Consider the following 13,144-nt stretch of genomic DNA (forward strand, 5'->3'; position numbering starts at 1 on the left):
GGGATCTCTCAGTTGTGGGAAACGGCCGAGCGGGCGGGTATCAGGCCGGCTTCGCCTGAAGCAGGTTGACGCCGGGGTACGGCAGCGGAGTGACGTCGGCGATCTTCTTCGGATCCCACGCAGTCAGGAGCTCCTGATGGAGAACCGGGTAGTAGACAGCATTTTCGGCGATCTGGTTCAGGTACGACTGCACGAGGGTGCTGCGCTTTGCCGGGTCGGTCTCTCGGGTGGCTTCGTCCATGGTGGCGTAGATCTTCTGCGCTTCGGGGGTGTCGTCCCACTTGGCGTAGGTCTTCGTCCACAAGCCGCCCTTGCTGTACGTGTAGCGGACGAGAAGGTCGACGTCGCTGCCGAATGCCTGCGGGTTGGACGTACCGGCGGCGATCTGGAACTTCTGGCCGCTGTTGAGCTTGCTCACCATGGCGCTGGTGTCCTGCGGTTCGAGCGTCGTGTTGAATCCGACTGCGTCCCAAGACTCTTTGATGGTCGGCAAGCAGTCGCCCAGCCAGCTGACGTTGGTGGAGAGCAGTGTCAGGTCGAGGCCACTGACGCCGGCGGCAGCAAGGAGTGAGCGGGCCTTGTCCGGATCGTACGAGTAGACGGTGGACGCTCGCGCGTAGTCGGGGTTGCGCTCGTACAGGTAGCTCGTGGCCGGTGCTGCCTTGCCGCCGAGGGCGATCTCGATCATCTTCGGGGTGTTGATCGCGTAGAACATCGCCTGGCGAACACGAACGTCGTCGAACGGTGCCTGAGTGGTGTCGAAGAGCAGGTACATGAGGTTCATGCCCGGGTTGCCCTCGACGGTGCGCCCACCGGAGGTCAGAGTGGGGACGTTGGCGACGGGGATGTTGTCGGCGAGTTGTGCACCGGCATTGTTGCCCGAGACGCGCGCGATGCGTGAGGAGGTGTCGACGATGGAGAGCCAGTTCATGGTCGCGAAGTTGGCCGGACGCGGCCCGTTGTACGCCTCGAAGGCCTCGAAAGCTGTATTGCTCTTGGGGGTGTGGCTCTTGAGCTTGTACGGACCGGAACCGACGACCAGCGCTCCGGACTTGGCCTCGTCCCAGTGGCCGTCGAAGACGTGCTTGGGCATGATCTTGGCGATCGAGAGACGCTGTGCGGCAGCGCTGAACGGGTAGTTGAAGTTCAGGGTCACCGTTTGGTCGTCGACCTTGGTGACGGACTGCAGCCAGGAGGAGAAGAAGGAGCGGATCAGTACGTTCAGCTGTGGATCGAGGATGCGATCGAAGGTGAAGACGACGTCGTCCGAGGTGACCGGAGTGCCGTCGTGCCAGGTTGCTCCCTCGCGGATTTTCATGGTCCAGCTCGAGGCGGTGGCGTCGGTCGGGACGGCCTGTGCGAGCGCCGCATACGTCTCACCGGTGCCTGGATCGTTTTCGAGCAGTCCCTCGTAGACGTGGTTGACCGCTGCCATGAGGAAACCGGATGCAGTCTGCATCGGGTCGAAGCTCTGGTCGTTGCCGTATCCGATGGCGGTGGTCAGATCGCCGGTGCTCGCGGAACCGCCGACAACCGAGGTCGACGACGGCCCGCCGCCACAGGCCGCGAGAGTCGCGGTGATACCTGCTGCAGCTCCCAGTAGCCCGGTGTACCGGAACAGGTCTCGGCGGGTGAACGCGGAGCTCAGCGGTCGTTCGTTCTTCAAGGCGGCCTCCAAGGCGGGGAGCGGGACATCAAGGGAGTGGATAGGGGATGTCCTATGTTCGACGTCCGATGTTGCGTAACTTACATTGTGGATCAGAAAGCGTCTAGAGAATCTTCGGAACTGGCGGCGCCGAACTTCACGTTTTGCCGGTTTCGAGCCGAAAATAGTGCGCTCACCTGCATAGATGAAGACTGTGTTACCGGCGTCGAATTGACGAGCGATGACGCTGGCCGTATAACATAGGACATCCCTCATCCAATCTTTGGAGACTTCATGACCCGATACAAAGTCGGTGTGGTCGGTTGCGGATTCTTCGGTAGTTCCCTCGCTCGCGAGCTGGCTGCCCATCCACGTTTCGAACTGACGATGCTGTGCGACCGTGACTTCGAGCGGGCCAAGGACGTCGCCGCAGAGTTCTCGGCAACCCCGACAGACGATCACGACGCGGTGGCCGCTCACCCGGAGTTGGCCCTCGTTGTCGTCGCGACGCCCAATCACGCGCACGCCGAACCTGCCATCGCGGCGCTCGAACACGGCACGGCAGTTTTTGTCGAGAAGCCACTCGCCGTCGAACTGGTCGATGCGCAGAACATGATCGCGAGCGCCGACGCGAGCGGTTCGCCGTTGATGGTCGGGCACATCATGCGGATGATGCCGGGTGTACGACGTCTGGCGGACCTGCTGGCGTCGGGGGAGCTCGGCGAGGTCGCTGCGATCGAATCGTCTCGCTCACGCTGGATCGACACCGACGGCGCAGATCCACAGTGGTGGAAGCTCGACAAGAGCCGAACGGGTGGAGAACTGACTCACGAAATTCACGAACTGGACCTGATGTGCTGGCTCGGCGGCGAGGTGACTGCCGTGTCGAGCATCGCCACCGCGGACGACGGCTTCCGCAACACAGTGGTGTCGTTCGCCGGCGGCGCGATCGGCAGACACACCATCTCGACGCGTTCACACACTTCGTCGTGGCAGCTGACCGTCGATGCCACCGAAGGTTCGGTCCACGCGGACTTCCACACCGGCCGGGTCAGCCGACTGCGCGGGGGACAGGTCGTAGAGTCGTGGCCGATCTTCGACGTCGACGCCGAGAACCAATCGTTGATCGACGCTGCGAGCAGGACGCAGAAGTACAACTCGGGTAACGGAGGATCCTCGCTGTGGATGCAGGCTGCGATTCGTCACGAAATCGACGAGATGGCAGCAGTTCTCGACGGCAAGGCTGATCCCGACTCGCCGTTGACGTACGCACGTGAACGCGCACTCGTCGTCGCCGAACAGGTGCGACTCGGTGGCGGCGAACCGGCAGCGCTCTCGGGAAGTGCCAAGTGACGGTGCGTGTAGCCGTCATAGGTAGCGGCGGAATCGCGCGGGACCACGTCAGCGCCTTGGCGCGCATCCCGTCGGTCGAAGTCGCCTACGTATTCGGCAGTGACTTGGACCGGGCCGCATCGGTTGCGGCGTTGGCGCCGGGCGCGAAGGCCAGTACCGATCTGGCGAAGATTCTCGCCGACCCGAGCGTGCAGGCGGTCAACGTCGTCGGGGCCACTCCCGACCACGCACCCGTGACGATAGCCGCGGGCCGCGCGGGAAAGCATGTGCACGTGGAGAAGCCGGCCGCGCTGACAGTCGCGGACTTCGACGCGATGGTCGAGGCCACCGAAGGTAACGGCACCTCACTGATGGTCGGACAGACCGTACGATTCCAGCCGTCGATCACCTCGATCGGAAACTCGGTTGCACAAGGTGCCATCGGCGACCCCCGGTTGATCCATCTCAGTTGGTACACCGGCCATGTCTGGCCAGGGGGCTGGCGAGGCTGGCAACACGACAAGGAACGTTCGGGTGGTCACCCCGTTCACAACGGAACCCACGCACTCGATCTGGTGACGTGGCTGATCGGTCGTCGTCCGACCCGTGTGTTCGCTCGTAGTTTCCCCACCTTCGCGGCGGGGATGCCCGTGCACGACAGCTTCCATCTGACCGTTCGCTTCGAGGACGGATCGCTGGCTCTGATCGAATTGGCCTACGCGCTACCACAATCGGGAAAGATGGTGCGTCGGATCGTGGTGTCGGGGACTTCCGGCACGCTCGCGCACGACACCGGCGACGACCCGGGACTGATGACGGACACGACCAACGCGCCGCCGTCGTCGATCGAGGACGCGATGTCGCATCAGATGCGTCACTGGATCGCCACTCTCGACGGTTCCGCGAGCCCGATAGTCGAGAACTGGCAGGTGCGTGCAGCTCTCGCGACTGCCATCGCTGCCCAGCAATCGCTCGACACCGGCCGCGCTGTCTCGATCGGAGAAAACCAATGACCGGCACCGGTTCGATCCGCGTCGGATTTGTCAGCGGCGTCAGGCATGCCGGCTCCTATGCGGACCTGTTGCGATCCGATCCTCGAGTGAGCCTGGTCGGGGCCTCCGACGAATCCTCGGTCCCCGATTGGATTCGTGAGGACGGGATCGCGATGGCAAAGGCCGCAGACATCGAGTGGATCGACGAACTCGGCGAGTTGCTCGACCCCGAACGGATTGACCTGGCGATCATCTGCAGTGAGCCGACCAGGCATGCGCGGCTTGCGATTGCCGCATTGAACGCCGGACTCGACGTCCTGGTGGACAAGCCGGTGGGCGTCGACGAGGCGGAGGCCGCGGCGGTTCAGCAAGCCGCACGGTCGAACGGGCGAATCTGCACGGTGGTGAACCGCACTCATTCACCTGCGCTCCGGCGACTGCGCCGATGGATCGACGCCGGAAATCTCGGACTGCCGCGCCACGTCGACATCGAGTTCCTCGCAAGCGGAACACATTTCGCGACGTCTGTCGAGCGTCCCGAACTGGTGGTGGATCCCGCGCTTTCCGGCGGGGGAGAAGTAGTGAACTTCGCCGGTTACGCCGCCGACTACCTCCGATACCTCACCGGCCTGGACGTCACCGAGGTGTACGCCGAGACGAGCACACTCTACGGCGGGGCCCACCAGCAGTTCGGAGTCGAAGACACGGCGTTGATCTCGCTCGCCCTGGAAAACGGCGTCACCGCGACGGTGACCGTCGGAAGAATCCCCGCAGCACCGGGTTTCGGCGCGAATACCGCGACGGTTCGCGTCCTCGGATCCCACGGATACGCGAGTTCCGACGACGACAAACCCGCGGTGACCCACTTCGCGGCCTCGGGAGACGTGACCGCACTACCCATCGGCGGCTTCGGTTCGGACAACGCGGTGTCGAGCTTTCTCTCTCACGTGCTCGATCGACTTCCCACACGGACCGAACCCGACTACACCGTGGCAGACGCCCGCGCGTCGATGCGCGTGATCGATGCTGCCTATCTGTCCGCCTCGAGCGGTCAGCCGGTCTCCGTTTCTCCCTGACAGCCGCACCCACAACTCAATCCGACAACCAACATATGGAGACCCCATGAGCACGGAAACCACCACCTTCAGCGGAATCGTCCCGCCGATCGTCACACCACTGACGCTCGAGGGCGAGGTCGACACCACGTCGCTCGAACGCCTGCTCTCACTGCAGATCGAAGCCGGAGTCGACGGCTTGTTCGTCCTCGGTTCCTCGGGTGAGGTCGGTTACCTCACCGACGCTCAGCGCGCCCAGGTGGTGCAGACGGCCATCGGTCACGTCGGTGGCCAGGTACCGGTCCTCGTCGGAGTGAACGACATGACCACCAACCGGGTCATCGCCGTCGCCGAGCAGGCGCGCGAGGCTGGTGCGGATGCCATCGTCGCGACGGCGCCGTTCTACGCGATCACCGATGCAGCCGAGACGGCAACGCATTTCCGCTCCATCCACGCCGCAGTGGATCTTCCGTTGTTCGCCTACGACGTCCCGGTTCGTGTCCACAGCAAGCTCAGCCCGGCAATGCTGGTCGAGCTCGGTCGCGAGGGAGTCATCGCCGGCGTGAAGGATTCGAGCGGCGACGACGTCAGTTTCCGTATGTTGCTCCGTCAGTCGGCCGGGCTCGAAAACTTCGCCGTCTTCACCGGGCACGAGGTAGTCGTCGACGGATGCCTGCTGATGGGTGCTTCGGGCGCAGTGCCCGGCCTGGCCAACGTGGACCCGCACGGCTACGTACGACTGTGGCGCGCTGCGCAGGCAGGAGACTGGGCCGCAGCGAAGGCCGAGCAGGATCGACTCACCGATCTGTTCTCCATCGTCGAGGCGCCGACACCGGGTCGCGTCAGTGCCGGTGCCGCGGGTCTGGGCGCGTTCAAGACGGCTCTGGCCCTGCGCGGCGTCATCACCGGCAACACGATGTGCGCGCCGATGCTCTCGCTCGACGAGTCCGAGACCGCAACGATCAAGGTCGTTCTGGAACAGGCCGGGCTCCTCTGACATGACATCTGGGCAGAAGCGATGGATCGGTATCGACATCGGCGGCACCAAAGTGGCTGCCGCGGTGGTGACGTCCGACGGAGACGTGATCGACACCGTTCGTGCGGCAACACCGACGGCGGGTAGGGAAGCCGTTCTCGGGACCGCTACCGCGTTGATCGACCGTCTGAGGGCGAATCACACGGTAGCCGGAATCGGAGTCGGTGCACCGGGAATCATCGATCGGGTGCGTGGCCGCGTCGTCTTCGCCTCCGACATTCTGTCTGGATGGAGTGGCGCCGAGGTTCGCGGAGAACTCGAGGCACACTCAGGCCTACCAGTGACGGTGGACAACGACGTGCGCGCGATGGCTCACGGCGAGAACATGATCGGCGCCGGTCGCGGTCGAACCTCTGCACTGTTCGTCTCGATCGGTACCGGAATCGGTGGCGCGTTGACCGTGGGCGGTCAGCTGTACCACGGTGCCCACGGAACAGCCGGCGAGCTCGCGCATCTGTTGGTTCCGGTCTCCGGGGCGATAGGTTGCGGTTGCGGCAGAACCGATCACCTCGAGGCAGTCGCGTCTGGCCCGGCGATGGCAGCCGAGTACGCAGCGCGGGCGGGTGTGCCCACTCAACCGTTACAGGCAGTGGTGGCGCTCATGCACTCGGGCGATCCGATCGCCCGTGCCGTGGTCTCCGACGCCGGTACTCTGCTGGGCCGCGTCCTGGCCGGCATCGCGACTGCATTCGATCCCGAGGTGATCGTCATCGGCGGCGGCGCAGCCCAGATCGGAGCCGACCTCCTGTCTCCGCTGACGTCCGCTTTCCGGGTGGAAGCGATGGGCCCCATTGCCGAAACCGCCATTCTTCCTGCCCGTTTGGGGACCGATGCGCCGCTCGTCGGCGCTGCGCTCCTGGCCGCCGCAACACGAATCGAGGTAACACCGTGACTGTCGAAGAATTGCTCACGATCATCAGCGGGAAGCTGATCGTGTCCTGTCAGGCCGGACACGGCCATGCCCTGCGCGACACCGGGACCATCGAGAGGATGGCCCGCGCTGCGGTCGACGGGGGAGCGGTGGCTATCCGCTGCGGCGGTGTGGGCGGAACCCCGGATGTCGCAGCAGTCGTGTCGGCAGTGAAGGTACCGGTGATCGGTTTGACGAAGATCGGCTCGGAGGGCGTGTTCATCACGCCGACAAGGGAATCAGCCCTCGAAGTCGTGGATTCGGGTGCGCAGATCGTGGCTGCCGACGCCACGCTGCGACCTCGTCCGGACGGGCTGACCTTTGCCGACACCGTCGACGCGGTCCATGATCGCGGCGGCCTCGTCATGGCCGACTGTGGAACACTCGAGGACGGCGTCGCTGCCGCCGCGTCGGGCGCCGACATCATCTCCAGCACACTGGCGGGATACACCGAGAACAGCCGACGGCTGGCCGGCCCGGACCTGGAGCTGATCTCGGAACTGCGGCAGGCACTTCCAGATGCAGTCCTCATTGCCGAGGGGCGATACCACAGCCCGGAGGATGCGGCACGCGCCATCGCCCTGGGTGCAGACTCGGTGGTTGTCGGAACCGCAATCACGGATCCGGCGTTCATCACGTCGAAGTTCGCAGCGGCAGTATCGGGCGCCGAAAGGTCGAGGGTGTGACCCCGACGTCGAAGGCTCTGAAATCCAGGACCGCTGAACGGATTCGGCTGGAGACTTTGCTCGGCGACTCCTCGACGCCGATACGGTGGGTCTTCACCGGCGACAGCATCACTCAAGGATTGACGCACACCGACGGTCATCGAAGTTACGTCGAACACTGCGCCGAGCGCGTCCGTGGTGAACTTTCCTTGTTCAACCACGTCCTTGTCAACACCGGGGTGAGCGGCAATCGATCCTCCGATGTGCGTGCGGGTTTCGCGCACCGCATCGAAGTGTTCGAACCCTCGGTGGTGTTGATCATGCTCGGTACGAATGACGCATTGGATGGCGAAGAAGAACTGGAGCGGTTTCGAGACGACCTCTCGGACATGATTTTCCGGACGCGAGCGATCGGTGCGGTGCCGATCCTGCAGACGCCGCCACCGATCGACGTCGAGAATGCGCCCACCAGAGCGGGATTGGTTCAGTACGTCGAGGTCGTGCGGCAGGTTGCCGCCTCGACGCGCGTTGTGTTCGTCGACCACTACGCGCAGTGGACGGCCCATTCTCCCGATGGTCCACCGCCGGCTCTCCTGGCTGACGCATTCCATCCGAACGAACAAGGGCACTACGTGCTCGCGGACGCCGTGCTCCGTGAGTTGTCGATCGCGGATACCGAAGTTCCCGTTGTACCGCAGGTGATGTCGTGATGCATCGTGGACAAATTCTTCGTGGACAACTGGTGACCGGTGGGCAACTGCTTCCGGACGGTGTCGTCGAGATTTCCGGTGATCGTGTGGTGTGGGCCGGGCCCGCGTCGCAGCGAACCGACCCGTTACCCGAACGGGCAGCTGCGGGGACAACGATCATCCCGGGGTTGGTGGACGTTCACTGCCACGGCGCCGGCGGATTCGGTTTCCCCGAGGCAGACGAGTTCGGATCCACCGTGGCTGCCGATCACCACCGGACGAACGGCACGACCTCGGTGATCGGCTCGCTCGTCTCCGCGCCGCCGCAGATCCTGCGCAGTCGCATCGAGCTCCTGGCAGGACTGGTGGACGAGGGCACGCTGGCCGGAATTCACCTGGAAGGTCCATTCCTGTCGGTACTCCGTTGTGGCGCCCAGGATCCCGACAGCATTCTCGACGGCGACCCGGCTCTGCTCGAGTCGCTGCTCGAAGCCGGCCGCGGGCACATCCGCTCGATGACGATCGCTCCGGAGACAGCACACTTCGGCGAACTTGCCTCATTGCTGGAGCGTCACCGGGCCGTCGTGAGTATCGGACACACCGATGCGTCCAACCCGATTGCGACACGTTCGATCGCACACTCGGCGCATGCACCGCTCAGTGCCACTCACCTGTTCAACGGTATGGCTCCGATGCATCATCGCGCTCCCGGCGCAGTGGCGGCGTGTCTTGCCGCGGCCGCGAAAGGACAGATGGTGGTCGAGTTGATCGGGGACGGAGTACATCTCGCCGACGAGACGGTGGCGACGGTGTTCGATCTGGTCGGTCCGCATCAGATCGCGTTGGTCTCCGACGCGATGGCTGCGGCGGGAATGCCCGACGGGCGCTACCCACTCGGACCTCTCGACGTCGACGTGGTCGGTGGCGTGGCGCGGCTGGCCGGCCAGGGGGACACGGCCATTGCCGGCGGGACGAGTCGGTTGATGGACATAGTCCGCCGGGCTGTCAATCACGCCGGCGTCGATCTGCTTTCGGCTGTCATCGCAGCGACGGCAACGCCTGCTTCGCTGATGGGGCTGGCCGGAATGGTCGGCGATCTCGTGCCGGGTTGCCGCGCCGATCTGATCGTCACCGGTCCAGAACTCGAAACCCGCGCCGTCATGGCCGCTGGGAACTGGCTCATGAACTACACCGAAAGCTGAGGAATCAACCGATGGAAATTGTCATTGTCGACAGTGCGGAGGCGGCCGGCACCGTTGTTGCCGACATCTTCGAACACGCGGTGCATTCAGGTGCACGGACTTTGGGCCTGGCGACAGGATCTTCACCGCTCTCGGTGTACCGCGAACTCGCGCGCCGTCACCGCGAGGAAGGGTTGAGTTTTGCCGGCGTGCAGGCGTTCCTGTTGGACGAATACGTCGGCCTGCCGGAAGGCCACCCTGAGTCGTATGCCCAGGTTATCCGAACGGAGCTGGTGAATCACCTGGACCTGGACGCGGCAAGGGTATTCAGCCCCGACGGAACCGCGTCGGATCCATTTGCCGCCGCGGCAGCCTACGACCGGGCGATTGCGTCGAATGGTCCGGTGGACGTACAACTTCTGGGCATCGGCGGCAACGGTCACATCGGTTTCAACGAACCGACGTCCTCGCTGAATTCGAGGACCCGGGTCAAGACGCTGACGGAACAGACTCGAACCGACAACGCCCGATTCTTCGAGAGTCCGGACGACGTACCACGGCACGTGATCACCCAGGGCCTCGGAACTATCTGCGAAGCAAAGCATCTGGTGATGATCGCGACCGGCGAGCACAAGGCCGCTGCGATTGCCGCTGCCGTCGAGGGGCCGCTGGCCGCGGTGTGCCCGGCATCGGTCCTCCAACTGCATCCACACGCGACGGTGGTGATCGACGATGCAGCGGCATCACAGCTTCGGCTCACCGAGTTCTACAAAACGGTGTCTGCGCACAAACCGCTTGCTCAGCACTACTGAGATATCGGGCTAGACGGGCTCTCGCGTCTTCTCGAGGCCGAGTGCCATTTCGGGAGTGAGTAATTGGAAGTCGGATTCTCCACGCCGTCGGATCCACACCGGATCGGAGGTGTTCCAGCGTTCGGCGCTCTGCGTTCGAGTGACCACCTTGAAGGTCGCCGTTCTCGGGAACTCACTGCACACTCGGATCAAGGTCGGCTTCTGCTTCGGCCCGAGTTCCGGCCGGGAATCGATGTATTCGGCTACGGCTGCCGGGTCGAAGTTGTCGACATCGCCGACCGGAATCACCGACGCCATGACGCGGTCGCCGACGTCGCTGTCGGGGACCGCGTACACGGACACCTGCGCGAAGCCCGGGTAACCGACCAGGGAGCGTTCGATGGGTGCGGCACCGATGTTCTCGCCGTCCACTCGCAGCCAACCGGAACTGCGTCCCGCGAAATAGACGTAACCGTCGACGTCGGTGTACGCCAGATCGCCACTCCAGTACTGGCCGTTGCGCATTCGCTCGGCGTCGGCGTCCGGGTTCTTGTAGTACCCGGCGAACGTGCCTGGGCCGGTGACATTGACCAGTTCACCAGTTGCCTCGTCGGCGTTGGTGATCCGGCCGTCGGCATCGAAGACTGCAGGCGGGCATGGCGCTCCGGTCTCGGGATCGAGGATCTTGACGCCGTCCGGGAGCAGTCCGAGGGCGCCTGGCCGGGGAACCGGTGCCGCGGAGATCGAAATGCCGCCCTCGGTGGAACCGAACCCGTCGATGACGCGAGCGTCGAAGCGCCGGACGAAGGTGGCGACGGCGGGCGCCGAACCCTCGTTGCCGTACATGATCTTCAAGGTGTTGTCCCGCTCGTTCGGCACCTCGGGGGTGGAAGCGATGAAGGACAACGGCTTTCCGACGTAGTTGGAGTACGTGATTCCGTACTTGTGAACGTCGGGTAGAAAACCCGAAGCGGAGAACTTGCGTCGCATGGCAATTCCCGCACGAGCGTGCAGCGCGACCGTCCACGCCGCCATCATCGCGTTGGAATGGAACATGGGCATCGCCATGTAGACGACGTCGTCGGCGCCGAGCCCGAAACGATCGGCAAGCATGACCCCGGGAGAGGCCAACTTGTGGTGCGTGCACCGAACCGCTTTGGGATCACCGCTGGTTCCGGAAGTGAAGATGAGCATCAACAGATCGTCGGGCTGCGCCGTCGATGCGTAGGCCGGCGTATCGGCGAAGGGCGCCAACAATTCCGCCCAGGCCGGAGAATCCACGTTGATCACCCGGACGTCGCCGAGATCGACGTCGTCGAGTAGATGTGCCTGGTTGTTCTCGGTGAAGATGACCTGGCAGTCGGAGAGGGCAATGTCTCGCGCCAATGCCGGGCCGCGCCTGGTCGTGTTCAGCCCGGCGGCGACCGAACCCGAGAACGATGCCGCTCCGAGCAGCAGCGAGAACTCGGGGACGTTCTCCATCAGAAGTCCGAAATGCCTGGGGCGCGTTCGATCGAGCAGCGTGTCCAGCAGCGCTGCTCGATCGAACGAGCCTTGAACGTGCTCGCGCCAGGTGATGACCTGGTCCTCGAAACGGAGACCGCGGTCGTCGATCTCGCTGACTCCGAGGAGTAGATCGGAAACAGTGGGGCTCTGACTCATAGCTGCATCATCATCGATTCGTCTCGGACCAGGTCATGGATTTCCACTCGGTGGGACGCACTCAGGCAGGGACTGCGGCAAGTACCTTGCCGAGCGCGCGAAGCTGATCCGTTGCGTTGCCGAGCAGGAACTCGTGATGCTTGGCCGCGAGGAAGTAGCGGTGAACCGGATGGTCCTCGTCCAGACCGACACCGCCGTGAACGTGAACCGCAGTGTGCCCGACACGGTGTCCCGCATCTGCAGCCCAGAACTTGGCCGTCTGTACAGCGCCGTCGGAAGGAAGTCCTTCGCTCAGACGCCACGCGGCAGCCCACAGAGTCAGACGGACACCCTTGACGTCGATGTATCCGTCTGCGAGGCGCTGGGCCACGGCCTGGAAACTACCGATCGGTCGACCGAACTGCACACGCTCGGTGGCATATTCGGCGGTCAGCTTCAACGCTTGATCGAGCACTCCGTACTGGTAGGCGGTCGAACCGAGCTGAATTCGCTCGACGATCCACGCCGCGATGTCCGATCCCTGGGCAACCGAGCCGAGAACACGATCGGCCGGGATCTGCACCGAATCGAATTCGACGAGACCCGCGCTCGAGAAATCTGTGGTCGATTGCCTGGTAATGCTCACGCCCGCGTCCGACGGTTCGACGAGGAAGACCGCGACGCCGTCCTCGGTGATGGCGGGGACGAGGAACAGATCTGCGAGCGGTGCACTGTCGACGGTGATCTTTGTTCCGTCGATGCGCCAACCGTCGGCGGTCTTCTCGGCACGCGTGACGGGGTGGGCCGGGTCGTCGTTGTATTCCTCGGCGAGGGCCGCGGTGAGTATCTTCTCGCCGGCGGCGGCGGCGCTCGCCCATTCGTCTCGCTGCTTGTCCGAGCCGAATTCCGCTATCGCTGCGGCGGATCCGACGATGGACGTCAGGAACGGAACGGCTGCAACACCGCGTCCGAGTTCGGCCAGGATGCTGCACTGCTCGAGGACCCCGAATCCGTCTCCGCCGACCGACTCCGGAAGGGCCGCACCGAGGACGCCGGCCGAGGCCAGAGCGTTCCACAAGATGGCGTCGAAGCGGTCTTCCGCGGCGTCGAGTTCACGAAGGCGATCGTTGGTGACCAGTTCGGTGACTACGGATCGTGTCAGGCCGGACAGGTCCTGCTGGGCCTCGGTAAGGGTGAATTCCATGAT

12 protein-coding genes are annotated in these 13,144 nt (G+C 64.1%); 9 read left to right on the plus strand and 3 right to left on the minus strand.

The genetic code is table 11. From position 1 onward, the window contains the following. Positions 1-40 precede the first annotated feature (40 nt). Positions 41-1,666, minus strand: coding sequence for an ABC transporter substrate-binding protein (locus G9U53_RS09695; RefSeq protein WP_165638622.1), 1,626 nt, complete (start codon positions 1,664-1,666; stop codon positions 41-43). A gap of 273 nt (positions 1,667-1,939) precedes the next feature. On the opposite strand from G9U53_RS09695, the gene G9U53_RS09700 reads away from it, so the two are divergent. Genes G9U53_RS09700 through nagB form a run of 9 tightly spaced genes read left to right on the plus strand, consistent with a single transcriptional unit; the run spans position 1,940 to position 10,317 of the window. Further along, a complete protein-coding gene (locus G9U53_RS09700) occupies positions 1,940-2,998 on the plus strand; it encodes a Gfo/Idh/MocA family oxidoreductase (RefSeq protein WP_064073838.1) in 1,059 nt (352 codons plus the stop codon). Next, positions 2,995-3,990 (plus strand): Gfo/Idh/MocA family oxidoreductase, encoded by a 996-nt coding sequence (locus G9U53_RS34150; protein ID WP_007734295.1) that lies wholly within the window; start codon positions 2,995-2,997, stop codon positions 3,988-3,990. Before G9U53_RS09700 ends, G9U53_RS34150 begins: the two co-directional genes overlap by 4 nt. Beyond that, positions 3,987-5,045 (plus strand): Gfo/Idh/MocA family oxidoreductase, encoded by a 1,059-nt coding sequence (locus tag G9U53_RS09710; protein ID WP_007734307.1) that lies wholly within the window; start codon positions 3,987-3,989, stop codon positions 5,043-5,045. Before G9U53_RS34150 ends, G9U53_RS09710 begins: the two co-directional genes overlap by 4 nt. A 46-nt stretch (positions 5,046-5,091) precedes the next feature. Further along, positions 5,092-6,021, plus strand: coding sequence for a dihydrodipicolinate synthase family protein (locus G9U53_RS09715; RefSeq protein WP_007734313.1), 930 nt, complete (start codon positions 5,092-5,094; stop codon positions 6,019-6,021). A gap of 1 nt (position 6,022) precedes the next feature. Next, positions 6,023-6,952: an ROK family protein gene (locus G9U53_RS09720; protein WP_007734314.1), complete on the plus strand. Its 930-nt coding sequence runs from the start codon at positions 6,023-6,025 to the stop codon at positions 6,950-6,952. Then, positions 6,949-7,656, plus strand: a complete 708-nt coding sequence (locus G9U53_RS09725) for an N-acetylmannosamine-6-phosphate 2-epimerase (protein WP_007734316.1) — start codon at positions 6,949-6,951, stop codon at positions 7,654-7,656. The genes G9U53_RS09720 and G9U53_RS09725 overlap by 4 nt, the downstream gene beginning before the upstream one ends. Then, complete coding sequence (locus G9U53_RS09730; protein ID WP_007734318.1) at positions 7,653-8,345, plus strand: SGNH/GDSL hydrolase family protein; 693 nt, start codon at positions 7,653-7,655, stop codon at positions 8,343-8,345. The genes G9U53_RS09725 and G9U53_RS09730 overlap by 4 nt, the downstream gene beginning before the upstream one ends. After that, positions 8,345-9,526, plus strand: a complete 1,182-nt coding sequence (locus tag G9U53_RS09735) for an amidohydrolase family protein (RefSeq protein ID WP_007734320.1) — start codon at positions 8,345-8,347, stop codon at positions 9,524-9,526. The genes G9U53_RS09730 and G9U53_RS09735 overlap by 1 nt, the downstream gene beginning before the upstream one ends. Positions 9,527-9,537: 11 nt before the next feature. Next, positions 9,538-10,317, plus strand: a complete 780-nt coding sequence (nagB, locus tag G9U53_RS09740; RefSeq protein WP_003945641.1) for a glucosamine-6-phosphate deaminase — start codon at positions 9,538-9,540, stop codon at positions 10,315-10,317. Positions 10,318-10,326: 9 nt separating this feature from the next. On the opposite strand, the gene G9U53_RS09745 is transcribed toward nagB, so the two are convergent. Both G9U53_RS09745 and G9U53_RS09750 read right to left on the minus strand, forming a co-directional pair. Next, entirely contained in the window at positions 10,327-11,958 is a 1,632-nt protein-coding gene (locus tag G9U53_RS09745; RefSeq protein WP_165638623.1) for a long-chain-fatty-acid--CoA ligase, read from the minus strand. A gap of 61 nt (positions 11,959-12,019) precedes the next feature. Then, entirely contained in the window at positions 12,020-13,141 is a 1,122-nt protein-coding gene (locus tag G9U53_RS09750) for an acyl-CoA dehydrogenase family protein (RefSeq protein WP_158170173.1), read from the minus strand. Positions 13,142-13,144: the final 3 nt, after the last annotated feature.

Origin of the sequence: Rhodococcus sp. D-46 (assembly GCF_011290655.1) — a bacterium.
Lineage (GTDB): Bacteria > Actinomycetota > Actinomycetes > Mycobacteriales > Mycobacteriaceae > Rhodococcus_F > Rhodococcus_F qingshengii.

Excerpts from the sequence above, each read along its gene's own strand:
- G9U53_RS09710 (WP_007734307.1), top strand. The coding sequence starts at position 3,987 with ATGACCGGCACCGGTTCGATCCGCGTCGGATTTGTCAGCGGCGTCAGG.
- G9U53_RS09715 (WP_007734313.1), top strand. The coding sequence starts at position 5,092 with ATGAGCACGGAAACCACCACCTTCAGCGGAATCGTCCCGCCGATCGTC.
- G9U53_RS09750 (WP_158170173.1), bottom strand. The coding sequence starts at position 13,141 with ATGGAATTCACCCTTACCGAGGCCCAGCAGGACCTGTCCGGCCTGACA.
- G9U53_RS09720 (WP_007734314.1), top strand. The coding sequence starts at position 6,023 with ATGACATCTGGGCAGAAGCGATGGATCGGTATCGACATCGGCGGCACC.
- nagB (WP_003945641.1), top strand. The coding sequence starts at position 9,538 with ATGGAAATTGTCATTGTCGACAGTGCGGAGGCGGCCGGCACCGTTGTT.
- G9U53_RS09700 (WP_064073838.1), top strand. The coding sequence starts at position 1,940 with ATGACCCGATACAAAGTCGGTGTGGTCGGTTGCGGATTCTTCGGTAGT.
- G9U53_RS09745 (WP_165638623.1), bottom strand. The coding sequence starts at position 11,958 with ATGAGTCAGAGCCCCACTGTTTCCGATCTACTCCTCGGAGTCAGCGAG.
- G9U53_RS09735 (WP_007734320.1), top strand. The coding sequence starts at position 8,345 with ATGCATCGTGGACAAATTCTTCGTGGACAACTGGTGACCGGTGGGCAA.